The organism is Chryseobacterium vaccae (assembly GCF_009602705.1).
Classification (GTDB): domain Bacteria; phylum Bacteroidota; class Bacteroidia; order Flavobacteriales; family Weeksellaceae; genus Chryseobacterium; species Chryseobacterium vaccae.
The window spans coordinates 3,152,568-3,178,815 of the sequence record NZ_VSWH01000001.1 but is presented as its reverse complement, the minus strand read 5'-3'; the positions used below and the strand labels follow the sequence as shown (position 1 = coordinate 3,178,815).

Sequence of the window (26,248 nt, the reverse complement as noted above, 5' to 3'; positions counted from 1 at the left end):
TATGATATCTGTTGTGGATACGGTGGATTTTTTAACCGTGATGTGGATAACTCTATAAAGCTCTGAAATTAAGAAATCTGTAAAAATAAAAAGAATGTTGATTACCTGAACGGGATACTGTTTTTGTAGATTGTTCTGCATTTGATTTTGTATCAATTCACATTTTATCCACGTGTTTTAAGACCTTTTTCACAGATGCCTCACTTTGAATCCACATCTTTTCCACGCTTTATCCATAGGTTTTCAGATGCTTTTAAACAGGTTATTAATCTGCTTTTAACAGCATACTAATACGTTTTCCACATGTTTTCCACAATTGGAGTTGGGAGTACACCTGAATGCGTGATATTCTGTCGGATAATGTTAAAAATTACAGGAAAAATGGTTACTTTAGTCGGTATAAAGCCATTGTAATTTAATCTAAACACATTATTAATCATGAATATCATTATTTCTGATGAGCTTCTGAACGGAACCGTCACCAATCAGGTCGAAATCCGGGTGGAAAATGAAATCATCTCTGTGGAAGAACTTATTTATAAAAGAGTTTCCATAGAAGTGGAAAACTATAACAGCCGTTTGCCTGAATATTTCAACGGACTTGTTGAACCTCTGGACGCAGAAAAAACGCTTAATGGCTATAAACTGAAAAAGAAACAGCTAATAGATGCTGAAAAACAGACTTATATCGCATTGGATGCCTTTCAGAAGAACGGTTTTTTTATTCTTGTGGATAATGAACAGGTAGATGATCTGAATCAGAAGATTGTTTTGAAAAGCAACTCAAAAATTTCCTTTATCAAACTTACTCCGCTTGTAGGGGGATAAACTTCAAAGTATGGGAATATTAGATCAGATAAAATCCGCTGTAGGATTAGAAAATAAAGAAAATAAAGAGTTCCGGGATACTTTAAAGCAGTCGGTAGGGCAGTATGAGAAGGTTTCCAATTATTTTTATACAATCACTTTTTCAGATGTACAGATTTACAATGAGGTGGTTAAAAAATGGGATGATAATAAGAAAGCAGATTTTATTATGTTTTTGACCACTGCTGCTGAAAAAAAGAAATCTTTCAGGAATACCTCCAGTGATCCGGTGTATAAAGAAACCCAGATGGCTTTTTCGTATATCCAGACCCTCTTTAAATCTAAGATAAAACTTGGGGAAGACAAGCTGCTGAATATATATCAGGCGTTCTGTAATCATACGGCTGAGTCAGATTATTATAACCACGGAGCTATTGCCTGGCCGCTTGCCGGATGGTTTAAACAGGTCGAGTCCAGCTTTCCTGATGAGACCCCTGAATCCATTAGAAAAGTTCTCAACGAAATTTTAAGTTTTGAGAAAAAACCAGAGGCTTATTACTACAAAGAACATATTAAACTGGAAGAAAAAATTAAATCTTACCTTCATAAAACAGGGGATGGAAGCAATGTTTTCAGGCCGGTTTATTTTTTAGGAGAAGATGCTTTCAGAGATTTTGCCAACGAATTAATAGATGCTCAGAAAGAAGAAGAAAAATCATGTTGGTTCGAACTTGTTGCTATAGCGCAAAAAGCTTCAGGAGGTAAGCCCTCTCAAAAATTTCTGAATGAAGCAAAAGGAGTTATTGACCGCCTGGGATCTGATAAATTTAAAAAAGTAACCCATGACTGGTTCGGGTTTATCATCAATCTTAAAGAATCGATAACACAGCATGAGCACCGGTATAATAATCAGGTGTATACTTATCAGTCCAGTGAATTTCTGAGCGCTCTGAATGCTGATGCAGTTAAAGGCTTTGTCTGGATGTCGTCATGGTTTCATGATAATGCCACCATACAGACAATCGGTAGATTGGCAGAGCGGTGCTTTAAAAAAATTCCTGAAAAAGGACCAGCTGCAGCGGGTATAGGAAATGCCTGTCTGTATACACTGTTTGCATCAAAAGGTCTGGATGGAATTGCGCAGCTTTCGAGATTAAAACTAAAAATTAAGCAGAACAATACGCTGAATCTTATTGAAAAATACATCAATGAAGCGGCAGAAAAATTAAAGATCTCTTCAACAGAAATTGAAGATCTAGCTGTTGATCATTTTAAACTGAAGGATCATCAGCTAACTTATGAAATTGAGGGCTATACCTGCATTCTTGAACTGACAGGAATCGGAAAATCTGTTTTAAAATGGTTGAAGCCGGACGGTTCAGAACAAAAATCTGTTCCACAAGCAGTAAAAGACAATGCGGCTGCAAAACTGAAGAAAATCAAAGATACCCAAAAACAGATTGACCAGACTACTTCGTCTCAAAAAGAAAGGTTCGACAGGATGATGAGAAGCAGCAGAGTTCTTAGTCTTGATTATTTTAAAGAAAAATATCTTAACCATGGGCTTCTTTCATTTGTGATCGGAAAAGTGATCTTTAAGTTTTCAAAAGAAAAAGAAGAGAGGCTGGCTGTTTATCTGAAAGGAGAGTGGATTGATATTGATTACAATAGTATTGATATTGAACAGTATGACACCGTTTCTTTATGGCATCCGGTAACGAGCGGTACTACTGAAGTCAGGGCATGGAGGCAGTTTTTAATGGAAGGTGAAATTCAGCAGCCGTTTAAGCAGGCCTACCGGGAAATTTACCTTCTTACGGAAGCAGAAATCAACACCAGAACATACAGTAACAGGATGGCTTCCCATATCCTTAAACAGCATCAGTATGTTACGCTGGCTAAAGACAGAAACTGGAAAGCAAGACTTATTGGTGCGTGGGATGGCGGAGACAATGATACGGCTGAGCTGATGATGCCTGAATATCATATTTCCGTTGAATACTGGGTGAATGCCTTAAATGCCAATGATGAATTTAATGCAACAGGAATCTGGAATTATGTAACGACAGACCAGATCAGGTTCATTAATACGGAAACCAATGAGGTGATGAATCTTATAGATGTTCCTGCTGTTGCTTTTTCAGAGGCGATGAGAGATGTGGATCTTTTTGTAGGAGTCGCCAGTGTCGGGAATGATCCTGCCTGGAGTGATTCCGGAGGTCTGCCAGCGTACAGAGATTACTGGCAGTCTTATTCCTTTGGTAATTTATCTGAAATTGCCAAGAACAGGAAAGAAATACTCCAGAATCTTATCCCGCGCCTGAAAATAGCATCCGTTACTCATATTGAAGATAAGTTTGTAGTGGTGAAAGGGAAAATCAGAACTTATAAAATTCATATCGGAAGTACTAATATCCTGATGGAGCCCAATGACCAGTACTTATGTATTGTTCCGGATAGAAGTAAAAAAGATGCGGGTAATGCTCTGTTTTTACCTTTTGAAGGGGATAACGGCCTGTCTGTGATTATTTCAAAAGCACTCCTGCTGGCAAATGATGATAAGATAACCGACTCTACCATCACCTCGCAAATCAACAGGTGATCTATAATTTTTTGAATCAATTAAATAATTAAAAAAAAGACTTACACAGATGCGTAAGTCTTTTTTTTATGAAACGGTTTGCTCTATATCAATTATTTTTTATCAGCTGCTTCCATGGTCTGTCTGATCTCTTTGATCTTGTTCTCGGCATTATTGTTTTGAGGATCCAGCTCAAGAGATTTTGTATAGTTTGCTAAAGCAAGTTTGTAGTTTTTAACAGCAAGATAACCTTCACCTAAACTGTCAAAAGCCATTCCTGACTTTGGGTGTTCTTTGACATTCATTTCAAAAACTTTGACAGCTTCTTCGGCTCTTGAAAGCCCAAGCAGGACGTAGCCAATAGTATTTATGGTATTTTCAAAATCCCATGTCGGATTCTTTGTTTTAATGCTGTAATATTTTTTTTCTGCATCAGGATTTCCTTTTTTCATGAATTCGGAAATGATGGATTCTTCGGCTAACGAATAGGGATCTTTCAGACGGTTGTCTACGATCTGGGCAATATGGTTGACCATCTGATACTGAACCGGGAATCCTTTGTATCCGTTGTACATGATAATAATGGATAAATCACTGTCCGGACAAATTTTGTAAACGCTTACATTGCCTCCGGAAAACCCATAGGATGAAATCCCATTCATTTTGTTGATTTCCCAACCGTAGGCAAAAGGGTATGTACTATTTTCATAAACAAAAGGTTGCCACATCATTTCCTTGGTTTGTTCCTTCAGAAATTTGTTTTTATTGAACTGAATGCTCCACTTTAAAAAAGCAGGAAGGGTAATGGCAAGGCCGTTCCCGGAATGAGATCTCACACCGCTGACGTGTTTTGATTTCTCATATCGGTCTGTTTGTGCGTTGTAATCATATTTTACAATCCGGTTGGGGATGTTTTCCAGAGAATTGGACGAGAATACCACTTCCTTTCGGGAATCCGGAAACTGATTGTTGATAATAAAGTCTTCAAAATGCTGCCCTGTTACCTTTTCAATAATCATGGTAAGCAGAAGGTAATTGGTTTGATTGTATCTGTACTCATTACCTGTTTTAAAATCCATTCTTTCATTGAATAATCGTGCCAGTGATTCCATATTGGATGCATCAACGGAAATATCATTGAAGTAGATAATATCGGGAACCCCTGAAGAATGGGTCAGAAGATGTTTTATTTTTACTTCCTTCCATGCTTCCGGCAGATTGTCAAAATATTTTGAAATAGGGTCTTCCAAAGCGATCTTTCCCTGTTCAATAAGCTGAAAAACACCAACATTAGTCATGAGTTTCGTTGTGGAATAAACCCTGAACATGGAGCCGGGATTAACTTTTTTAGGGCTTTCAAGTGCTTCAGTACCGTAATATTTCTGATAAATAACCTGATTATTTTTGATAATCCCGACAGCCAGTCCGGGTATATCACTATTTTTCATCACCTCTTTTATGTAGTGGTCAATTGATTTTGAAGGATCTGTTTTTTGTGAATATCCCAGGAAGGGAAAAGATAAAAATAAGGTGAACAGAAAAGATAATTTCATTGATTGGGGATGGTTTTATTTTCTAATAGGACAATTGCGGCTTTTATTTCATTACATGGAATGGGTAAATCGTTTGAGAAAGAATATGTGTATTTTTTTTAGTCGGTTGTTAATGTACCGTTTTGGCTTAAAATATTCTGGCCGTCTTTTTCTACTTCAAGAGCAGCGTCTGCACCGTTTTCTTCAGAGATGATATTTCTGTAAACTTTATAAGTGTAATTTCCGCTGGTAAAGGTGATCACGTGATTTCCACCGCTTCCCAGAAAATCCAGTTCGCCGTTATTCAAAATAAGGTCCGGCCGGGTATTTTCTTTGCTGCCTAGTTTCCAGGAAGCGTATCTGTATTTACCGTCGGAAATTTCGTCAATCCTGATGAGGTATTGTTTCGTCTTTATTTTATATACCGGAACTTCGAATTTTTTCAAGGAAATGTGTACGCTTTCTTTTTCCTTTTGGATCAATTTTTTCCTTAAATTTTTTTCAAAAGGACTCTCGTAATTTACAGCCTTTATCTTTCCTTCATAGCTGTCTATCCATACCAGTCCGTTATCCAGCATGATTCCTCTCCAACCGACTTCCGACCATTGGCTGGTTTTTGAATGGGCAATCTGCCTGATAAGAACCTTATCAAAAATTTCACTGAACCTTTGCTTAAATTCCTTTTTGTTTTTAATATCAGGAATAGGATATTTCCTCTGTAAAGGATAATTGATCATATTTGAAATGTCATTTACATTGTTCCTTTTAAATAAAGAGATGATGTTGTTGACATTTGCTTTTTTAGAAGCATCAAGTTCTTCGTCCTGTGCGTGAATGAAACTATACATTAGCAGCACTAATACTAAAAATCTGAATTTCATCTGTTAATTTGGATAATGTTGACTGTGAAATTACTGAAAATAGATGATCATTGTGGAAGTTATTCTTTGGGCTTATTGATATAATCTTTTATCAGAATATAAACACAGAATATAAGAGTGACGAAATAGAGAATTGCGAGACCAGTGCTCTTAAATTTTAGATTTTCAATGTCGAATTGTTTGTACAATGCCGATCCTATAATGATCGCCAGAATGATGAAAATAATGGATGGACCTTTTTTACTTTTCATGATTTTAATAGTTAGTTTTTACACATAAACAAAAAAAGACCTACATTTCTGTAAGTCTTTTTGCTCCTCCTGCTGGGCTCGAACCAGCGACCCTCTGATTAACAGTCAGATGCTCTAACCAACTGAGCTAAGGAGGAATTTTCCTTTGTTTTAAGTGGTGCAAATATAATAGGAATATCAGTACCAAGCAAATTTTTATTTCCTAATATTAAACGAAATCAGCTATCCATTTATTTTTCAGGAAAATAAAATTGTGGAAACCTTAAATTTTTTTTGATGGTATTTAGGCTATGTGTACAAATTGAGAAGTCATCTTTGATGATGAAGCTGTTTTTACTTATTTAGATGAAATATTGTAAGCGCAAATTCTTTTGTGATAAAAAATAATTGCACATAAGATTATTTAACCATATGTTTTAGTCTAGTTCAACTTCTAGCCTGATCCGTTTAATTTATCAAAAGATTATAAACAAAAAAAGACCTACATTTCTGTAAGTCTTTTTGCTCCTCCTGCTGGGCTCGAACCAGCGACCCTCTGATTAACAGTCAGATGCTCTAACCAACTGAGCTAAGGAGGAATGTCCTTTGTTTTAAGTGGTGCAAATATAGGACGAATATTTATACCCTACAAATATTTTCTGAAAAAAATTCAAAAATCTTATAAACTTCCGGTAATGGCTTTGAAAATGTCGCTTCCGAAGATCAGTACCATCAATCCAAGCAGGAAGATAACTCCAACCATCTGGGCATTTTCCAGTATCTTTTGTGGAACCGGTTTTCCAGTAATCACTTCCCATAATGTAAACAGTACGTGCCCGCCATCAAGCCCCGGAATTGGGATTAGGTTAAGGAAAGCCAGCCATACAGAGAACATTGCAGTGAAGCCCCAGAACATAGTCCAGTTGATCGATACTTTGCCTTCTTTAGACTTTTCTACAGGCATATTCTTGATAATCGCAAGAGGTCCGCCTACTTTCTTATATCCCTGAACTTTCTTATTGAAAATTAGTTTAAACTGCTTAACCTGGTACGTTAAACTCTCGATACTTCTTGTATAGCCTCTTCCGATAGCCTGTGCAAAAGTGAAATGCTCAGTTTTTGCATATTTATCCATTTGTTTATAAGAAGAAATTCCTAAAGTTCCTTCTTTGGAAATCTCAAGGCTCAGAGGAACCTGTGTTCCGTTTCTCAATACCTCTACATTAATTGTTTTCCCCGGATTTTTACCCACAACAGTTCGGAATTCATCATAATAAGCGATTTTCTGTCCGTTCACTGAAGTTACCTGGTCACCAACTTTTAAACCAGCTGCTGCTGTTTTAGGATTGACAATGGTATCTATTACTGCTGCAAATCTAGGCGTAAGGAATGCTCTTGGATTTTCATCCTTGAATGCCATTGCTTTTCCGTCGTCATTCGTATTGAAAGTAAGTTCTTTTCCGTCTCTTAACACCGTGATCTGATCACTTAATAAAATATCAAGAGATAATTTGTCAAGGTTATTCTGAGTTTTTCCGTCTACTTTTAAAATTTTGTCTCCATCTTTAAAGCCCATTGCTTTGGCGATCTCCGTATAATGCATCGGAGCATCCACTTTAGACGTGTCAAAAGAAGTTTCTCCATTAAAATAGGAAAGACATCCGAAAATGATCCATGCCAGGAAAAAGTTTACTGTAACCCCTCCAAGCATAATGATCAGACGCTGCCAGGCCGGTTTAGATCTGAATTCCCATGGCTGTGCAGGCTTTTTCATCTGCTCTTTGTCCATGCTCTCATCAATCATTCCTGCGATCTTAACGTATCCTCCGAAAGGAAGCCACCCGATACCGTATTTGGTCTGTTCAGGATGCTTTCTCCAGTCGTTGTCCGGAAGCTTTGATATATCGATAGGAACCTCCTTTTTTTCTCCGTTTACTTCAATTATTTCTGTATCAGGAAGGTTTTTGGATATAAATTTATACTGCCATTTTCCGTTGATCTTCTTCATTGAGAAAATTGAAAACCAGGGATCGAAAAACAGGAAAAATTTCTCTGCTCTGGTTTTGAACCATTTCGCTGGTAAAAAATGTCCAAGCTCATGAAGAACTACTAAAATAGAAATACTTAGTATGAACTGGAAAATCTTGATTGCTAATTCCATTAATAAATTTTAGATTTTAATTTGCAAAGGTAACAATTATCAAAACTATGCCAAATAAAAAAGCTCCTCGAAATGAGAAGCTTTGTCATATATTGTAAGGATGTTACAGATTGAAAGAAACTCCCAGACTGCCATTGTTGCCCACTTCGGCAAAAACACCCACTTTTTCAGTGAAATAGTATCGGGCTCCGATATGCGCTCCGATCCCGAAATCCTTTCCTAAAACCCCAAGATCAACTCCCGGATAGATATCCCATTTGGAAGGTAGTCCAAGAGCCTCCTGAAGGTGAAAGTTCAGTCTTCCGAAAACAAAAACACGGTTATCCTTATCATTGTCTTTATAATCGCCGAAATATGCATTAAGCCCGGCTCCTATGGATATAAGTTTGTTTAGCCCGTAGTCATAAGTTCCTGTTACTCCTGTTCCGTATCCCCAGGCATTAAGTCCCAGCTGAATCTTCTGGTCACCTTTTCCCGTCCACGCCTGAGCATAGGCTGCTGTTCCGAAAAAAGAGATCATAAACACAAAAAGCAATTTCTTCATAAATTTTACATTTTTAATTGAATGTGATGAATAAAAAATATCCGCATCAAAAATAGAACCGAAATCAATGGAAAATCGTATTTTTAGTGAAGTTTTTTAACAAAGTTTATGAAAATTGCAGGACTTAATCTAGATATTGTCTGGAAAAATAAAGACAAAAACTTTCAGCTGATCGAAGGACAATTCAGAGATCACAACGCAGATCTGTTTTTATTGCCCGAAATGTTTTCTACAGGTTTTTGTATGGATGCCGCGGAAGTTTCAGATAAAAATGAAGAATCTCTGGAATTCCTGAAAAAGATTGCCCGTGAAAAAAATGCAGCATTTTGCGGAAGCGCTCCGGTGGAAGAAAATGGAAAGTTTTATAACCGAATGTATTTTGTACAGCCTGATGCTGAAACTGTTTTTTATGATAAGAGGCATCTGTTCTCTTTTTCAGGAGAAGATAAAGTATATACGCCCGGAAATAAAAGGGTAATTGTTAATTATAAAGGATTCAGAATATTGCTGCAGGTATGTTATGATCTGCGTTTTCCGGTCTTTGTAAGAAATAATGATGACTATGATGCCATTTTATATGTGGCGAACTGGCCTGAAAAAAGAGTGGGAGCCTGGGAACATCTGCTGAAAGCCCGAGCGATTGAGAACCTTGCTTTTGTTTTTGGGCTGAACAGAACAGGAACCGATGGGAACAACCTTTTCTATCAGGAAAGCTCACACTGCTTTTTTGCGGACGGAAAAGAAATTTCGGAAAAGAAAGGAAATATTGTTTCTGCCAACCTGGATATGGAAGAACTAAAAAGCTTCAGACAGCACTTCCAGTTTCTGAATGACAGAGATCAGTTTACCGTTGAATTATAAAGTAAAGCCGGGATTGAAATGCAGACAAAATATTCATTGTTTTAATCTCAATCCCGGCCTTAAAATTTTTAAGCATATTGTTTAAGCAGTTCCGTCAATGTATTAACATCGTGAACTCCGCTTTCTTTCCATAAAAGTTCACCGTTTTTGAAAACCGCGAGAGTAGGAACACCCCGTACCCCATATTGAGCCGCTATGGCTGGATACTGGTCTACATCTACTTTTATGATTCTGGCTCCTTCGCCTACGTTTTCCTTTACAGTATTCAAAACAGAAGACTGTACTTTGCACGGTTGGCACCATGTTGCGAAAAAGTCAATAAGTACCGGTCTCTCCGAGTTAATGATTTCCTGAAATTTTTGTGACATAATTCTGGTTTTAGATTTTATGGTTTTCCGGATTGTTTTTCATCCTGAATGGCTTTTACATTTTTCCAGCTGGTTCCATCGTAAGCCTCCATCCCGTTTTTCTTTAAAATTTCCATGGCCTGATCTGCCTGAATCCCTTTATTACAGAAAACAACAACTTTCTTTCCTTTAAGAGCATCAATATTATTTTGTATTTCTGCCAGAGGAATGTTGATAGCACCTTTTGCCGTTCCCGCACTATACTGTTCAGGAATTCTTACATCCACTAAGGTAACATCTGAACTGTTAACCACTTCACGGAGGTTTGTCCTTGGAGTGATTGTCTTACTGGTTGTATTGCAGGATGTTAACGCTAAAGATAATGTGAAAATGAATCCGAAAATTGTTCCTTTCATTAGTTTACAACGTTTTTGACTGGCATACAAAATCAGTTGTCGGAAGTTTTTCTGTTTTTTTGATTCCATTAAATCCACCTTCTATTTCAGTGAAATTTCTGATTCCGTGTGAGTTAAGGATGCTTGCTGCTATCATGCTTCGGTATCCTCCGGCACAATGAAGGAAGAAATGTTCAGAATCATCAATACTGTGTACCCAGTCACTGATGGTATCCAGAGGTTTGTTGTAAGCATTGTCTATATGTTCGGAAGTATATTCACCAAGCTTTCTTACATCAATAACAATTGAATTATCATCAAACTGTTCCGCAAACTCTGTCGGAGAAATTCTTTTGATCTCATCCGTTTCATTGCCAGCATTTTTCCATGCGTTGAAACTTCCGTCCAGATATCCCAATACATTATCAAAACCAACTCTGCTCAATCTAGTGATTACCTCTTCTTCAGTTCCTTCATCAGTTACCAGCAGTAACGGGTGCTTTACATCTACGATAAGAGTTCCTACCCATGGTGCAAAATCTCCTTTTAAGCCAATATTCACAGAATTAGGGATGAATCCTTTGTGAAACTCTACAGGGCTTCTGGTATCCAGAATCAAAGCGCCTGTTTCTTCTGCCAATGCCTCAAAATCATTTGCAGGAACAGGAGTAAGCCCTTTGTTCATTACCACATCCAGGCTTTCATAACCGCCTTTGTTCATGGCAACGTTCATTCCGAAATATTTTGGCGGGGCTGTAAGTCCGTCAAGCACTTCCCTGATAAAAGATTCTTTATCCGGCTGATTTAAAGCGTAATTGGTTCTTTTCTGATTTCCTAAAATATCTACGGTTTCTTTCTGCATATTCTTTCCACAGGCCGAACCGGCACCGTGTGCAGGGTAAACCGTTATGCTGTCATCCAAAGGCATAATCTTATTCTGAAGACTGTCATATAGAATTCCGGCAAGATCTTCCTGGGTAAGGCTGGTGGCTTTTTGAGCAAGATCAGGTCTTCCTACATCACCAAGGAACAACGTGTCTCCAGTGAAAATAGCAGTTTCAGTTCCGTTTTCATCAATCAGAAGGAATGTAGAACTTTCCATGGTGTGACCCGGAGTATGAAGAACCTTTATTTTTATTTTTCCAATCTCGAAGATCTGGTTGTCTTCAGCAATGACAGCCTCAAATTCAGGCTGAGCAGTAGGTCCGTATACAATAGGGGCACCTGTTTTTTTGCTCAGATCCAGGTGTCCTGAGACAAAATCAGCGTGAAAATGAGTTTCAAAAATATATTTTAAAGTAACATTGTCTTTCTCCAGACGGTCAAGGTAAGGCTTTACCTCTCTGAGTGGATCTATAATAACAGCTTCGTTTTCTGATACAATATAATAAGCTCCCTGAGCCAGACAGCCCGTATATATTTGTTCAATTTTCATGAGGGTCTTTTTAAAATTTTAGATAAAGATACAAAGTATTAGATGAAATGTAAATGAAATGTTAAATCCGGACGATAGTTTCTGTCAATATGTGATGCTTTTCCAATGGTAAAGTCCTTTGTTTTCAGATAAAAAAGCATGTAAAAGAATACTGATTTTGTAGACTGTTTTTTATCATGTCTGCTAAATGAAAATATTTATGTATTGCCAGCTGATAAGGTAGTTTGTTCATGTTTTTTATTTCCATGGTTTAAAATTTGCAGGTGACACGGCTTGAAAATGCGTTTCCGGAGATATTACCTCCGATTTTTCCGGAATATTATTTTAATAACTGAATATTTTACAAAAACTTTTATATTTATATGTTAAAAAAAGAACAAATGGCAGATAAAGCACAATTTATTGAAGAACTGAATGCAAGATATACTCCGAAAGGAGAACACATTATATTAGGAAAAGGAATGCTGGGCGGGGAAGTGGTTCCCGAAGTGAATGTTACTATTCCCTTAAAAACGATTAACAGACATGGTCTTATCGCAGGAGCTACCGGTACGGGTAAAACCAAAACACTGCAGGTTTTTGCAGAACAGCTTTCTCATGCAGGGATTCCTTCTTTAGTTCTGGATATAAAAGGTGACTTTTCAGGGATTGCTGAAGCAGGGCAGATAAATCCTGTTATTGAAGAAAGGTATGCAAAGACACAGCTTCCTTACAATCCGCAGGCTTTTCCGGTGGAACTGATGAGTATTTCCGGAGGAAAAGGAGTGAAATTAAGAGCTACCGTAACTGAATTCGGTCCGGTTTTACTAAGCAAGATCCTTGAACTGAACGATACCCAGCAGAGTATTATGTCCATTGTATTTAAATACTGTGACGATAAAGGGCTTCCGCTGATTGATCTGAATGACCTGAAGAAAGTACTTCAGTATGTTACAGATAATGCACAGGGAAAAGCTGAACTTGCTGCTAACTATGGATCAATTGCTCCGGCTTCTTTAGGAGCTATTCTGAGATCAATCGTTGCGCTGGAGCAGCAGGGAGCAACCAGCTTTTTTGGTGAACTGAGCTTTGATGTACAGGACCTTCTTGAAACAAGAGACGGAAAAGGAGTGGTTAATATTTTAAGGGTATCTGATATTCAGAATAAGCCCCAGCTATTTTCTACTTTCATGCTTTCACTTTTTGCGGAGATTTATATGACTTTCCCGGAAGAAGGGGATAGCGGAAAACCAAAGCTTGTTTTATTCATTGATGAGGCACATCTTATCTTTGATGAGGCTTCAAAAGCGCTTTTGTCTCAGATTGAAACCATGGTAAAGCTTATTCGTTCCAAAGGTGTGGGAATTTACTTTATTACACAGATTCCTGGAGACGTTCCAGAAAATGTATTGTCACAGCTGGGACTTAAAATTCAGCATGCATTAAGAGGTTTTACGGCAAAAGATAAAAAAGAGATTTCAAAAGCCGTAGAAAATTATCCGACTACCGAATTCTACAATGCCTCCAATCTGATCCAGAATCTGGGAATTGGAGAAGCATTTATCACAGCTTTGGACGAAAAAGGAATTCCAACACCACTGGTGCACACTTATCTGATTTCGCCAGAATCCAGAATGGATGTCTTAAATGATGCCGAAATTTCGGAACTGACTTCAAGATCTGCCATGGTTGCTAAATATGAACAGGCTATAGACCGTGAATCAGCATATGAGATGTTAACAAACAGAATGGAGCAGGCCGTTCAGAATTCAGCTCCGACACAAAAAACAAAACCAGTGAAAGAAGAACCGGGAATGTTTGAACAGGTGCTTCAGAGCAAAGCAGGCAGAACCTTTACCTCTACACTGATGAGGGAAGGTGCAAAAGCTATTCTCGGAATGTTCGGGCTGGGTGGAAGAAGAAGATAAAAACTCAATTTATAATCCATAAAAAATAACTGTTATGAAAAGAATATCAGCTTTTTACTTTGTAGGCCTGGCCGTTTTGAAGCTGATTATGGACAGCATTAATGAACGTTTTACTGTTTTTGACATATTTTTTGTTATTTTAGCAGGGCTGCCATTGCTGGCAGATAAAAAGGTGGATGCACCAGTTATTTGGAGGAATTGTTTCATTCATATGCCTGTATGTGATTTTGGCTGTATTTGTTTCTCATGTGAAAGATGCTCAACAAGCTTTGCTTCAGCCATTGCAGACCTATGGCATGGGGTATGCATTAAGTCTTCTGACACGGTGTTTCGGACTACTTATGACAGGAATTATTAATTTGAACTTAAAAAAAACAGCAGTATAGCAAGAAAATTCAATGTATTCAATTATAGATATAGAAAGTAATGGTGCAGGTTATAGAAATGAATGCATTATAGATATTGCCATCTACAAATATGATGGCCAGAAAATTACTGACCAGTTTATATCCCTTGTCAATCCGGAAAGTGACATCACTCCTTTCGTACAGAAACTGACGAGTATCACCCCGAAAATGGTGAAAACAGCTCCGAAATTCCATGAAATTGCCAAAAGAGTTATAGAGATTACCCAAAATACAACATTAGTAGGTCACAATATCGATTTTGATTATAGAATGCTGCGCCAGTCCTTTAAAAGGTTAGGCTATGATTATAAGATTAATACGCTGGATACCATTCCTTTGGCTAAAAAGCTAATTCCTGATGAGGTAAGCTACTCTTTGGGAAAGCTGGTTAAGTCATTAGGAATTCCTCTTACAAACCATCACAGGGCTGACGGAGACGCAAGGGCAACGCTGGAACTATTCAAGCTTTTGGCCTCAAAAGACACGGAAAATGAGATCATTCAGAAGCAGCATGAAGAGTCGAATGCCAAAAGCTATATCAACAAGATCAAAGAACTTACACAAGATTTGCCTAATGAAAAAGGGTTTGTGTATTTTCAGAATGAAGCCGGAAAGATTATTTTATCAGATTATGTTCAGGATATTAATAAATTCTCAAAAAAGGTCTTTAATTCCAAGTCTAAGAAATGGGAGCAGGTTCAGAAAGATGTGGAACAGATCAATTATGAGCTTACAGGCACAGATATTATTGCCAGGCTGATTCTTAACTCTAAAAATATCAAGAAAAGAGAAAGTCTGCCTTTCGGACTTTACTTCAGAAATAACAAATACATTGTTGAGAAGAATAAACTGAATAAAACAGAAAAGCCAATCGTGAAATTCAGGTCGTTCACCCAGGGCACAAAAGCAGTACAATTTATCAGCTCTCATGAGGAATTCAATGATATCAATGCTTTCAAAAAGAAAATAGATTTCAGAAAAAGAAACGAACTCTGGCTGGGTACCGGCCGAAAACTGGGCGAAAAATTATTTTTAATCATTGATAACGGAAAAGTTATATCTTATGGTTTTTATGAGCTGTTCACGCAGATACAAACCCTCAGCAAGCTTGCCAAACTGAAAATAGACCTTCCTCTTTCTTCAGCAGATTTAAATAATGAATTACAGCTGGCGCTCCTTCGCGGCGATTTTGAGACCTTACCTTTGCCGAAATAATAGAGAAATTTAAATAGAGGCAATTTTCATCGGAAGAAAAGGCTCTTCAAATCAATTTTCAAGAAATAAAAAAATAAATAGTATTTTTGCAAAAAATAAAAGGAAGCAATGCAAAATTTTAAACAAATAAAAACTGGAAAAAAGGGAGCTGTAAAGTTCTCTAAGGTTTGGAATATTTAAAAGGGTTGTCTTGCATAAAAAAATAATCAATGCGGCAGACTCTTTTCGAAGAATCTGCCTTTTTTTATGTTAAAATGAAATTATGAATTCAAAAGATTTGCTACAGATTGCCAGAGAACATGGCACACCGGTGTACGTTTACGATGCTGAATCTATTAAAACTCAATACGAAAAACTTACATCATCTTTTTTAAAACACACAAAGTTCTTTTATGCTGCTAAAGCGCTGACGAACATTAATATTCTGAAGTATGTCAAGAACCTTGGCGCCTCTTTAGATTGTGTATCAATAAATGAAGTAAAGCTTGGATTGAAGGCAGGATTTCCTAAAGAAAAAATACTTTTTACACCCAACTGTGTAGATCTTGCAGAAATTGAAGAAGCAATGCAGCATGGTGTACATATCAATATTGACAATATCTCTATTCTGGAGCAATTCGGAAATAAATACGGAAACACGTATCCGATTCTTGTAAGAATCAACCCACATATTTTTGCAGGCGGAAATTATAAAATTTCAACAGGGCATATCGACAGCAAATTCGGTATTTCTATTCATCAGGTCCGTCACATCGAAAGAGTGATGAAAAGTACCAATCTTAATGTGGAAGGGCTTCATATGCACACCGGAAGTGAAATTAAAGACCCTGATGTTTTCCTTCAGGCTCTGGATATCATGCTTGAGCTATCTGAACACTTCCCGAATCTTAAATACCTGGACATGGGAAGCGGATTTAAAATTCCTTATCAGGACAGTGAAGAGGAAACAGATGTAAAAACGCTGGGTAAAAAAGTGGAAAAAGTACTTTCAGAGTTCGCGAAATCAACAGGAAGAAAATTTGAATTATGGTTTGAACCAGGAAAATTCTTAGTTGGAAAAAGTGGCTATCTGCTGGTAAAAGCCAATGTGATTAAGCAAACCACGGCAACTGTGTTTGTAGGAGTGAATTCAGGATTTAACCATCTGATCCGTCCAATGTTCTATGATTCTTACCATATGATTGAAAACCTTTCCAACCCTAAAGGCGCCGAAAGAATCTATACAGTAGTAGGAAATATCTGTGAAACCGATACTTTCGCATGGGACAGAAAATTGAATGAAGTAAGAGAGGGAGATATCCTTGTCTTCCATAACGCCGGAGCGTATGGTTTTGAAATGAGTTCGAACTTTAACTCAAGATTAAAGCCTGCTGAGGTTCTGTTTTTAGATGGAAAAGCCCATCTGATTCGTAAAAGAGACGAATTTGAAGATCTGCTGAGAAACCAGATCGAAGTAATCTAAGATTGATAAAAGGTATATATCAGACTCCGCAGTAATTTGCGGAGTTTTTTTGTGAATAAACCTGATTTCTTTATCTGAATGTTAATATCAGATAGTGACCAGTTTAGAATTTATTACCTAAATTTGATAGAGATAGCAGAATAAAACAACCACCAAAAAAATATTGAATTATGGCTAAAAACGTAGCTGAGCAGATTGTAGAAATGCTCGAAAGTGCCAATGTGAAAAGAATTTACGCCGTTACAGGTGATAGCCTCAACCATCTTAATATAGCCGTCAAAAAAAGCAGTATACAATGGATTCACGTAAGACATGAAGAAGTAGGAGCTTATGCTGCTGCTGCGGAAGCCGAACTTGATGGTTTTGCAGTATGTGCGGGGAGCTGCGGACCGGGGCATGTTCACCTGATCAATGGAGCTTACGACGCACACCGTTCCCATGTTCCGATGCTGGTGATTGCATCCACAATCCCGAGTGATGAAATGGGAATGGACTATTTCCAGGAAACCAATACCATAAAGCTATTTGATGATTGCAGTCATTACAATCAAATGATTACCAGACCGGAACAGGTGCAGAGAATTATGCAGACCGCTATTCAGCATGCTATTTCAAAAAAAGGAGTAGCTGTAATCGGCCTTCCGGGAGATGTTTCTGAACTGGATGCAGAAGAGGGAACTACATCGACTCAGATATTCAGAACTCATCCTATCATTCGGCCTTCAAATGATGAGCTGAAACAGCTTGCAGATCTTATCAATCAAAGTAAAAAAGTAACACTGTATGGTGGGGTTGGAGCTGGAAAGGCGAATGCTGAAGTTATTGAACTCTCAAAACTATTGAAAGCACCCGTTGGATATTCTTTCCGCGGAAAAATGGAGATTCAGCCCAATAATCCCAATGAAGTAGGATTGACGGGGCTGCTGGGATTTCCTTCAGCCTATCATGCCATGCACGAAGCAGATCTGGTGATCCTTCTGGGAACAGACTTCCCTTATCAGAAATTCATGCCTGTTAAAAATAAGATTGTTCAGATTGATGAAAGTCCCGAAAGACTTGGCCGCAGGGCAAAGTTGGAATTGGGACTGGCCGGAGATGTAAAAGAAACTATTAAGGCCCTGCTGCCACTGCTTCAGGAAAAAACCAATGCGGATTTTCTTAATGAGCAGCTTGCATTCTATGAAAAAGTAAAAGAAAACCAGCTTTCTTATGTAAGGGATTTTGGTAAAGAAAACGCTATTCAGCCAGAATATGTAGCTCATACTTTAGACCGTTTAGCAGACAGAAATGCTATTTTTACAGTAGATACAGGAATGTGCTGTGTCTGGGGAGCAAGATTCATTACAGGAACCGGAGAACGGAAAATGCTGGGATCCTTCAATCACGGGTCAATGGCCAATGCAATGCCTATGGCTATAGGAGCGTCATTGGCCCATCCTGACCGGCAGGTTATTGCAATGTGCGGTGATGGAGGGTTGTCTATGCTTTTGGGAGACATGGCCACTATTTTTCAGTATAAACTTCCGGTAAAGCTCATTGTTTTCAATAACAGAGCCCTAGGAATGGTAAAGCTGGAAATGGAAGTAGGTGGAATGCCGGATAACGAAACAGATATGATTAATCCGGACTTCGCGATGGTCGCCCAGGCAATGGGATATCCGGGAAAGAATGTCCATAGACCTGAAGATGTAGAAGGAGCAATCCGGGGATGCTTGGATCATCAGGGACCTTATCTTCTCAATATATTCACCAATCCGAATGCCTTGGCACTTCCACCGAAAATTGAGCTGGATCAGGTGCTGGGAATGACAAAATCCATGGCGCAGCTCATGCTGGGCGGAAAAATGGAAGAAGTTCTGGATACCGTTAAATCTAATTATAAACATATTAAAGGACTACTATAGCACATTGAAACAATACAATAGAAAACTTCACGCATTTGTGTGAAGTTTTTCTTTTTTAAAAAGGCATTAAATATTTACCTTTGTTAAAGTAATTTTAATAATTTATCATATATGAAAGCTTTAATGTTATTTATAGCACTTCTTGCCTCCAATCTGACTTGGGCACAGCAGGATGTTGAAGAAAGGGACGATAATTTTATTACCGAGAATAATAAAAATCTGTTAAAAATAGACATCAAAGAACCGCTTTTACAGGTGGCTGTCAAAAACTGTAATGATTTCAAGCCTGCAGCATTTGAAGGAGGCGTAGTTGTTTACAAAGATACCCTGAGAAAATATATGTATGATTATCTTAATTCTGATTTCTACGTTCTGAACGGTGATTTTACTTTTACCATGACGGTAGACCAGACCGGAAAAGTAACCCAGATTGAAGGTTCACCCAAAGTAGCCAACAGTACCTACTTTTTTGATGATATGAAATATGTGGTAAGAAGAATCAAAAAGAATTGGGTACCTGCATCATGCAACGGACAGCCTGTGACTTCACAGATTAAGCTTAAAATGAGTTTCTCTTCCATAGGAACAGACTTGTAATAGCCATTTACAAATGAAAAAATACCTTTTATTATTACCCTTATTATTCATTGGAATTAAAGGATTCTCTCAAAACACAATGCAGTGCGAAATCCCGAGATACACACAAAGAGCCGAATTTCCAAGAGGCGATGAAGCCTTCAGAAAACAGTTTGTGAATATGCTTCACGCTTATGTGGATGCTGAAAGCTATGCCATCAACGGAACCGTAACTTTTGTGATTAATATTGATAAAACCGGTAAAATGGACCGCCTGGATGTTCTTCCCAAGATCAAAAACGGTGAAATGTTTATTGATGACGTGAAATACGCCTTAAAAAAAGTAAAAGGAAAATGGAAACCGGCGATGAAAGACGGAGTAGCTGTAGAATCAAAGTATATTTTTAAGGTTAATTTTACTACAGGAACTTATGAGATCGGTTAGAATATTAATCTTCTTCTTAACTGTTTTTTCTTTAAATATAAAAGCTCAGGAAAAAATATCAGATTCAATTAAAAAGCCTGGAGGACTTGGGGTTTTCAGGACTGAAGTCGCAAAACAGATTGACCTCAGTGATTTTGTCTGGAAAGAGCCATTTAAATTGGTAGTAACTTTTACCGTCAGCAAAGAAGGGAAAATGGAAAATGTAACACTGGAGGAATCTTCAGGAAATGCAGAGTTTGACCAAAGAATTCTTGACGGAATAAAAAGAATGAGAAAGAAAAAATGGACCCCGGCTAAGAAAGAGGGCGAGCTTATAGAGTCTTTTTTCAGATTACCGCTCACATTTCATCCTCCAAGAGAATTTTGAAAAATAAACAAAAACACAAAACCAGATTAAAATTAATTTGATGAAAAAATACTTTCTAATGTTGTTTTTTATATCAGCAATGGGCCAGACTTTTTATGCCCAAATGAATGTCTTGGAAAGCTATCCCAAAGGACAGGATTTTTATGAGGGAGGTTTAGTAACCTTTTATAAAGATGCACACGAATATCTCATCATAAATAACAGGAAAGAATGTGATGGAAAAGAAATTTATCAGCCAAGGATTATTGTTACCGCTTTGGGCAGTGTTAAATTGGTAAAAGATAGTGATACCTTGAATATTGCAAAAAATAAATGTGCATATGACCTTTCCATGGAAGTTCTGAAAAATCTCAAAGGGTGGAAGCCTGCTGAAGTTAAAGGAAATACCCTTGGAGCAGTTACAGAATTTATCTTTTACCCTAAAGATTTGATGAGTAATTATAAAACTGGATATAATGCAGATGCTTTTGTGATGTCTTCACAGTATCCCGGTGGCTTAAAGAAATTTAACAAGGACTTTCATGATAATTTTCAGACGCTTTTTATGGATTATCATATTAATGGTGAGGTTAATTTAGAATTTTATGTAAACGAAGAGGGGCATATTATTAATCCGAGAATTTATCCCTCAATAGATGATAAAAATTTTAATATAAATTTTATGAGAACGCTTTCAAGACTAAAAAAGGTCTGGAAGCCGGCTTTATATTCTAATATTCCAATCAAACAAAGGATAGCCTTTCCTGTAAAATTTTCAATTACATTCAATGAAAGATAGCCCTGCCATTCTGTCACAATATTTTGTATCTTTGCAGACTAATCTGTTTTGGATTTAAAATTGAATGTGAAAAGACACTGAATTTTAAGTCCCAAACCTTTAATTTGATTACCGTGCAGGAAAAATATATAGACGAAACAAAGCAGGGAGAAGCTTTTGCTATTGCTGAAAGACCGGAAAATTCTAAAAAACTGTTTTTAGAAAGCTATGGCTGCCAGATGAACTTCTCTGACTCTGAAATCGTGGCTTCTATTCTAAACGAACAGGGATACAATACCACTCTGAAAGTAGAAGAAGCAGATCTTATCCTTCTGAATACATGCTCTATCCGTGAAAAAGCGGAACAGACTGTAAGAATGCGTCTTTCCCAGTTCAAAAACCTGAAGAAAGAAAAACCGAATATGACCGTCGGTGTTTTGGGTTGCATGGCTGAAAGGCTGAAGACTAAATTTCTGGAAGAAGAACAGCTGGTTGACCTTGTTGTGGGACCAGATGCTTACAGAGATCTTCCTAACCTTTTACAGGAAACAGAAGACGGGAGAGACGCCATCAATGTAATCCTTTCCAAAGAAGAAACCTATGCAGATATTAATCCGGTTCGTTTAGGCGGAAACGGTGTGGCTGCATTTGTAACCATTACCAGAGGCTGCGATAACATGTGTACCTTCTGCGTGGTTCCGTTTACCAGGGGACGAGAAAGAAGCCGAGATCCGCATTCTATCATTGAAGAATGTAAAAATCTCGCAGAAAACGGATATAAAGAAATTACCCTTTTAGGGCAGAATGTAGACTCTTATTTATGGTATGGAGGCGGTCCTAAAAAAGATTTTGCCAAAGCTTCGGAAATGCAGAAGGCAACAGCCGTCAACTTTGCGCAACTGCTTGATTTAGTAGCTAAAGCGGTTCCTGAAATGAGAATACGATTCTCTACTTCCAATCCTCAGGATATGAGCCTTGACGTGTTCAGAATGATTGCAAAGCATGAAAATATATGCCGATATGTTCACCTTCCGGTACAGAGTGGAAGTAATAACATGCTTCAGGCCATGAACAGACAGCATACCCGTGAAGAATATCTGGATCTGATTAAGCAGGCCAAAGAAATTGTTCCGGACATTGCATTTTCCCAGGATATGATCGTTGGATTCTGCAATGAATCCGAAGAAGATCACCAGGATACCCTAAGCCTGATGAAGGAAGTGGAATATGACTATGGTTATATGTTTGCTTATTCAGAAAGACCCGGAACACCTGCACACAAAAAAATGGAAGACAATATTCCTGCAGATGTGAAGCAGAGACGTCTGGCTGAGGTGATTGCGCTTCAGGGTGAACTTTCCAGAAATCGTATGAAATCCTACGTGGGAAGAACACACCAGATTCTGATCGAAGGAATTTCCAAAAAGAACAAAGATCAGTGGAAAGGAAGAAACTCACAGAATGCAGTCTGTGTATTCGATAAACAGGAAGGGCAGAAAATTGGCGACATTGTGGATGTTTTTGTTTATGACAATACACAGGGCACACTTTTAGGGAGAATAGGGGAATAATTTCAGATTTTGATCAAAGCAGTCTCTTTCTTTGCCCTATTTTCTTTCATTCTGATGTCGTGTCAGACAGAAAAAGCAGCGGGACAATATCCTAATACTGTTGGAGATATTGAATTTGATAAGAATCTGGATGATACGGATCTGAAAAAATGCGGAAAAGGAAAAGACAGACCCTTCAGCTTTCAGTATTATCACGGAGCTAAAGAATTTGATTATAAGGGAGAGAAGATTGCCATTATTGAAAAACTGAATAGACAAAATATTCATTCTGAAAAGAAGACCAACGGCTATATTACGGTCAGATTTTTAGTAAATTGTGAAGGAAAAACAGGACTGTTCAGAGTACAGCATATGAATTCGGATCTGGAAAACTCTGATTTTGATCCGGAACTGGAAAAAAAACTGCTGCAGTTCACCAGATCGCTGGACGGATGGCAGCCTAAAGAAATAGAAGGTTTTAAAGTAGATTACTACCAGTATTTAACCTATAAAATTGAAAATGGAAAAGTTTCAGAGGTATTACCTTAGCTTTTTGTTACTTATCGTTTACACCAATACTATTGCACAGGTTAACTGTAATGCAGTAGAGGGAGAGGATTGCAAAAAAGCTTGTGAGTTATACAACTGGGCTTCCGACAGACAAGGTTCCAGTGCATCCCAGGAAGGGTTTGATAAAGCCATTGAGTTATGTCCGGATTTTTCTCATGCCTATATGGAGAAATCCGTTCCCTATCTTAAAAACGGGGATTTTATCACCTGGAGGATACTCATTAATAAAGCCGTTGCTTTAGACCCGAAAAGACATCTTGGATACAGAGGATGGTGCAGGTTTGAGTTTCTGAGGGATTATAACGGCGCCATTCAGGATCTTGAAGAACTGAAAAAATATTACCCTGAAGATCTGGGACGATCACAAAACGGCGACTATCATTTAGATATTGTAAGAGCATTGTCTTACAGTGCTTTAGGTCAGAAAGGAAAAGCTGTCGATATCATTGAAAAACTTCTGGCTTCCAAAAACTATTTCAAAGGCCTGTATGACCATTACCAGTTGGGAGTTACCTATTTTCAGCTGGGACAATATGATCTGGCTTTAAAAAACTTCGAAAAACAAAGCAAAGCATACGACTTTGCTGAGAATATATACTTTAAAAGTAAAGTTTCTAAGATTAGAAACAAAGATTATCTGGATTTAAAGACGTTAGCATTAAAAACGTATGATGAAGGGAAGATCATGAAAGATCCCTATACCCATCATTTCAACAAAGTTTACAGAACGCAGATTGAAGCGTTGTAAGCCCGAATTAAATCAATAATCAAACATTTACTTATGAGCAACGAGTTACAAAATATAAAAAACCGCTTTGGAATTATAGGAAACTATCCTGCATTGAACAGGGCTTTGGAAAAAGCAATCCAGGTAGCCCCTACGGATATTTCCGTGCTGGTGATCGGGGAAAGCGGGGTAGGAAAAGAGTTTATTCCTAAAATCATTCATTCAGAATCAAAAAGAAAACACCAGCCCTACATTGTGGTTAACTGTGGTGCCATTCCAGAGGGAACCATAGATTCCGAATTATTCGGACACGAAAAAGGAGCATTTACCGGAGCCACGGCTACCAGAAAAGGATATTTTGAAGTGGCAGACGGCGGTACCATCTTTCTGGATGAGGTAGGAGAGCTTCCCCTGCAGACACAGGTCCGTCTTTTAAGGGTGCTTGAAAGCGGTGAATTTATGAAAGTAGGTTCGTCACAGGTACAAAAAACCAACGTAAGAATAGTGGCTGCTACCAATGTCAATATGATGAAGGCCATCCAGGACGGGAGATTCCGTGAAGACTTGTTTTACCGTTTAAATACCGTACAGATCGACATGCCTCCTTTAAGAGAAAGAAAAGGAGATATTCATCTGCTGTTCAGGAAATTTGCCATTGATTTTGCAGAAAAATACAGAATGCCGGAATTGGAGTTAGATCCTGCAGCAGTTCATTATATCGATAATTATTCCTTTCCCGGAAATGTCCGCCAATTGAGAAATCTGGTAGAACAGATGACTGTAGTGGAAAGAAACAGAAATGTCACGGTAGAAAAACTGGCTGAATATATTCCGATGGAAACCCACCTTCCGATGGTTGTGAATAACCAGACCGCCCAAAAGCAGAACGATTTCGGAAGCGAGCGAGAAATTATGTATAAAATTCTCTTCGATATGAGGAATGATATTAATGATTTAAAATCCTTAACTTCGGAACTCATCAAGAACAGAGGTGCAGGTGATCTGAGCAATCAGGAGAAAAACCTGATCAATAGAATTTATGCCGCGGAAACTCAGCAGGCTCCTGTAAATAATAATTCCCTACTGTATTTTGAGGATAAAACCCCGGTGGTGCAGACTCCGTCTATTATTTCAGCTCCTGAAGACAGCTATGAAGATATTGAGGATATTGAAGTAGAAGAAAACAGACCAGAATCCCTGTCCCTTCAGAATAATGAAAAAGATTTGATTATCAAAGCATTGGAGAAGCATAAAGGGCGCAGGAACAGAGCTGCAGATGAACTGGGGATTTCACAAAGAACATTATACAGAAAAATAAAACAATATAACCTGGAAGACTAAAATAAAAACAAGAAAAATGAAGAATTTTGATGTAACGGCCACCAATGGATATGAGATGAATATAGGAAAATTCATATCTGAAGGTGTAGATCTTTTTAAAAAAGATATTGGCGGATTTATAGTAGCAACCTTACTCCTTTTTTTTATTAGCCTTATCCCTTTTTTAGGAGTGATGGCGTTAGGAAATTTTTATAAAATATGCAGAAAAGTAGATGAAGGGCAGAAAGTACAGGCAGGAGATATTTTTGACTTTACAGATTTTGTGACCTATCTGAAACTGTTCCTCCTTCTTTTTGTCATATTATTTATCATTATGATTCCGATTCAGTTATCGCTGCTTCCTATTCTGTTTGCAGCTTCTGCGTCTGATGGGCAGCTATCTGATACCGGTGTGGCTTTATTTGCAGGAGGAATGGGAATCTGGTTTCTGCTCGTTATTGTTCTGCTTTTTGTAGTATCAATATCGATGTATTTTGTACAGCCTTTAATTTCGCTGTATAGAATCAGCAGTGTAAGAGAAGCTTTTTCAATTTCCTGGAAATTGGCCAGAAGAAACTTCTTTATGATTTTCCTGTTCACTATTGTGGTAGGAATTATTTCTCAGTTAGGAGCTATTGTATGCGGAATTGGTCTTTTATTTACAATACCTCTTGGGATCTGTATTAAATATGCTTCCTTTAAAAATATTCTAGGAAGCTCAAATCAAAAAACAGTATGAGTAAATTAAAAATAATATTTGGATTTGTCATTCTTTCGCTGTTTCAGCAGTGTTATTCGTTTACAGGAGGATCTTTATCTTCCCTGACAGACGAAAAAACAATTCAGATCAGTGAATTTCCAAACAATGCATCACTGGTGAACCCAACCCTTTCCCAGCAGTTTTCTACAGATATCCAGAACAGGTTTCTGCAGAGGACTACATTAAAAGGAACCAAATCAAATCCGGATATTCTGGTAGAAGGTGAAATTTCAGATTATGGTTTCTCGCCTACTACAATCAGCTCAAATACACAGCAAAATCCTTCGGGAGGTGTCGTTCAGCAGGCACAGAGTAAACTGACGATTACCGTAAAAGTACATTATGAAAATAAATTGCATTCGGAGCTAAGCTTTGACAGAGCCTATACAGACGAAGCCGTATTTAACAGTAACCTGACCCAGAGCGAGATTGAAGCCTCTCAGGTAAAGATAGTGACAGACAGAATTATTAACAAGATATTTAACGATATTGTAGCGAATTGGTAAG

The 26,248-nt window shown here is 37.8% G+C and carries 26 protein-coding genes and 2 tRNA genes; 18 read left to right on the top strand and 10 right to left on the bottom strand.

Annotated features, from left to right (window positions below; genetic code table 11):
- Nucleotides 1-438: 438 nt before the first annotated feature.
- Together FW768_RS14435 and FW768_RS14430 are read left to right on the top strand one after the other, a co-directional pair.
- Nucleotides 439-828, top strand: coding sequence for a hypothetical protein (locus FW768_RS14435; protein WP_153396545.1), 390 nt, complete (start codon nt 439-441; stop codon nt 826-828).
- 10 nt (nt 829-838) lie between these two features.
- Complete coding sequence (locus tag FW768_RS14430) at nt 839-3,409, top strand: DUF4132 domain-containing protein (protein WP_153396543.1); 2,571 nt, start codon at nt 839-841, stop codon at nt 3,407-3,409.
- A 92-nt stretch (nt 3,410-3,501) separates the two neighbouring features.
- On the opposite strand, the gene FW768_RS14425 is transcribed toward FW768_RS14430, so the two are convergent.
- The 7 genes from FW768_RS14425 to FW768_RS14395 all read right to left on the bottom strand — a co-directional run bounded on the left by FW768_RS14425 (nt 3,502) and on the right by FW768_RS14395 (nt 8,736).
- Nucleotides 3,502-4,941 carry a serine hydrolase domain-containing protein gene (locus tag FW768_RS14425; protein ID WP_153396541.1) on the bottom strand — a complete coding sequence of 480 codons (1,440 nt, stop codon included), beginning with the start codon at nt 4,939-4,941 and terminating at the stop codon, nt 3,502-3,504.
- 98 nt (nt 4,942-5,039) lie between these two features.
- The gene (locus FW768_RS14420) at nt 5,040-5,801 is read right to left on the bottom strand and encodes a hypothetical protein (RefSeq protein WP_231128694.1); all 762 of its coding nucleotides are present in this window, start codon (nt 5,799-5,801) and stop codon (nt 5,040-5,042) included.
- 59 nt (nt 5,802-5,860) lie between these two features.
- Nucleotides 5,861-6,052 (bottom strand): hypothetical protein, encoded by a 192-nt coding sequence (locus FW768_RS14415; protein WP_153396539.1) that lies wholly within the window; start codon nt 6,050-6,052, stop codon nt 5,861-5,863.
- Nucleotides 6,053-6,115: 63 nt separating this feature from the next.
- Nucleotides 6,116-6,189 (bottom strand) — tRNA-Asn (locus FW768_RS14410).
- Between the two features lie 367 nt (nt 6,190-6,556).
- Nucleotides 6,557-6,630, bottom strand: a tRNA-Asn gene (locus tag FW768_RS14405).
- A gap of 80 nt (nt 6,631-6,710) precedes the next feature.
- A complete protein-coding gene (gene rseP, locus FW768_RS14400; RefSeq protein ID WP_153396537.1) occupies nt 6,711-8,192 on the bottom strand; it encodes an RIP metalloprotease RseP in 1,482 nt (493 codons plus the stop codon).
- A gap of 103 nt (nt 8,193-8,295) precedes the next feature.
- Nucleotides 8,296-8,736, bottom strand: a complete 441-nt coding sequence (locus tag FW768_RS14395) for a DUF6646 family protein (protein ID WP_153396535.1) — start codon at nt 8,734-8,736, stop codon at nt 8,296-8,298.
- A 108-nt stretch (nt 8,737-8,844) separates the two neighbouring features.
- Between FW768_RS14395 and FW768_RS14390 the strand changes: the two genes are divergently transcribed.
- Nucleotides 8,845-9,597: a nitrilase family protein gene (locus FW768_RS14390; protein WP_153396533.1), complete on the top strand. Its 753-nt coding sequence runs from the start codon at nt 8,845-8,847 to the stop codon at nt 9,595-9,597.
- Between the two features lie 68 nt (nt 9,598-9,665).
- Here FW768_RS14390 and FW768_RS14385 read toward each other — a convergent pair whose 3' ends face one another.
- The 3 genes from FW768_RS14385 to FW768_RS14375 are packed head-to-tail and all read right to left on the bottom strand — an operon-like array spanning nt 9,666 to nt 11,774.
- Complete coding sequence (locus FW768_RS14385) at nt 9,666-9,965, bottom strand: thioredoxin family protein (RefSeq protein ID WP_153396531.1); 300 nt, start codon at nt 9,963-9,965, stop codon at nt 9,666-9,668.
- A 17-nt stretch (nt 9,966-9,982) separates the two neighbouring features.
- A complete protein-coding gene (locus FW768_RS14380) occupies nt 9,983-10,360 on the bottom strand; it encodes a rhodanese-like domain-containing protein (protein WP_185151981.1) in 378 nt (125 codons plus the stop codon).
- Nucleotides 10,361-10,364: 4 nt separating this feature from the next.
- Complete coding sequence (locus FW768_RS14375) at nt 10,365-11,774, bottom strand: MBL fold metallo-hydrolase (RefSeq protein WP_153396527.1); 1,410 nt, start codon at nt 11,772-11,774, stop codon at nt 10,365-10,367.
- A gap of 380 nt (nt 11,775-12,154) precedes the next feature.
- On the opposite strand from FW768_RS14375, the gene FW768_RS14370 reads away from it, so the two are divergent.
- The 15 genes from FW768_RS14370 (at nt 12,155) to FW768_RS14300 (ending at nt 26,247) form a co-directional block, all read left to right on the top strand.
- Complete coding sequence (locus tag FW768_RS14370; protein ID WP_153396525.1) at nt 12,155-13,681, top strand: helicase HerA-like domain-containing protein; 1,527 nt, start codon at nt 12,155-12,157, stop codon at nt 13,679-13,681.
- 34 nt (nt 13,682-13,715) lie between these two features.
- A complete protein-coding gene (locus FW768_RS14365; protein WP_153396523.1) occupies nt 13,716-14,039 on the top strand; it encodes a hypothetical protein in 324 nt (107 codons plus the stop codon).
- Nucleotides 14,040-14,079: 40 nt separating this feature from the next.
- A complete protein-coding gene (locus FW768_RS14360; protein ID WP_153396521.1) occupies nt 14,080-15,303 on the top strand; it encodes a 3'-5' exonuclease in 1,224 nt (407 codons plus the stop codon).
- Nucleotides 15,304-15,565: 262 nt separating this feature from the next.
- A complete protein-coding gene (gene lysA, locus FW768_RS14355; RefSeq protein ID WP_185151980.1) occupies nt 15,566-16,765 on the top strand; it encodes a diaminopimelate decarboxylase in 1,200 nt (399 codons plus the stop codon).
- Between the two features lie 170 nt (nt 16,766-16,935).
- On the top strand, nt 16,936-18,669 hold the full coding sequence (locus FW768_RS14350) for a thiamine pyrophosphate-dependent enzyme (RefSeq protein ID WP_153396517.1): 1,734 nt from the start codon (nt 16,936-16,938) through the stop codon (nt 18,667-18,669).
- A 111-nt stretch (nt 18,670-18,780) separates the two neighbouring features.
- Nucleotides 18,781-19,266 (top strand): hypothetical protein, encoded by a 486-nt coding sequence (locus tag FW768_RS14345; protein ID WP_153396515.1) that lies wholly within the window; start codon nt 18,781-18,783, stop codon nt 19,264-19,266.
- A gap of 13 nt (nt 19,267-19,279) precedes the next feature.
- Nucleotides 19,280-19,690, top strand: a complete 411-nt coding sequence (locus FW768_RS14340) for an energy transducer TonB (protein ID WP_153396513.1) — start codon at nt 19,280-19,282, stop codon at nt 19,688-19,690.
- Complete coding sequence (locus FW768_RS14335; RefSeq protein ID WP_153396511.1) at nt 19,677-20,057, top strand: energy transducer TonB; 381 nt, start codon at nt 19,677-19,679, stop codon at nt 20,055-20,057. The genes FW768_RS14340 and FW768_RS14335 overlap by 14 nt, the downstream gene beginning before the upstream one ends.
- A gap of 40 nt (nt 20,058-20,097) precedes the next feature.
- On the top strand, nt 20,098-20,835 hold the full coding sequence (locus tag FW768_RS14330) for an energy transducer TonB (RefSeq protein WP_153396509.1): 738 nt from the start codon (nt 20,098-20,100) through the stop codon (nt 20,833-20,835).
- A gap of 113 nt (nt 20,836-20,948) precedes the next feature.
- Nucleotides 20,949-22,385 carry a tRNA (N6-isopentenyl adenosine(37)-C2)-methylthiotransferase MiaB gene (gene miaB / locus FW768_RS14325; RefSeq protein ID WP_153396507.1) on the top strand — a complete coding sequence of 479 codons (1,437 nt, stop codon included), beginning with the start codon at nt 20,949-20,951 and terminating at the stop codon, nt 22,383-22,385.
- Nucleotides 22,386-22,394: 9 nt separating this feature from the next.
- Nucleotides 22,395-22,913 (top strand): hypothetical protein, encoded by a 519-nt coding sequence (locus tag FW768_RS14320; RefSeq protein ID WP_153396505.1) that lies wholly within the window; start codon nt 22,395-22,397, stop codon nt 22,911-22,913.
- Nucleotides 22,885-23,682, top strand: a complete 798-nt coding sequence (locus tag FW768_RS14315; protein ID WP_153396503.1) for a tetratricopeptide repeat protein — start codon at nt 22,885-22,887, stop codon at nt 23,680-23,682. The genes FW768_RS14320 and FW768_RS14315 overlap by 29 nt, the downstream gene beginning before the upstream one ends.
- Before the next feature lie 33 nt (nt 23,683-23,715).
- Entirely contained in the window at nt 23,716-25,002 is a 1,287-nt protein-coding gene (locus FW768_RS14310) for a sigma-54 interaction domain-containing protein (protein ID WP_153396501.1), read from the top strand.
- A 16-nt stretch (nt 25,003-25,018) separates the two neighbouring features.
- Nucleotides 25,019-25,720, top strand: a complete 702-nt coding sequence (locus tag FW768_RS14305) for a DUF4013 domain-containing protein (protein WP_153396499.1) — start codon at nt 25,019-25,021, stop codon at nt 25,718-25,720.
- On the top strand, nt 25,717-26,247 hold the full coding sequence (locus FW768_RS14300; RefSeq protein ID WP_153396497.1) for an LptE family protein: 531 nt from the start codon (nt 25,717-25,719) through the stop codon (nt 26,245-26,247). Before FW768_RS14305 ends, FW768_RS14300 begins: the two co-directional genes overlap by 4 nt.
- The last annotated feature ends 1 nt before the right edge of the window (nt 26,248 follow it).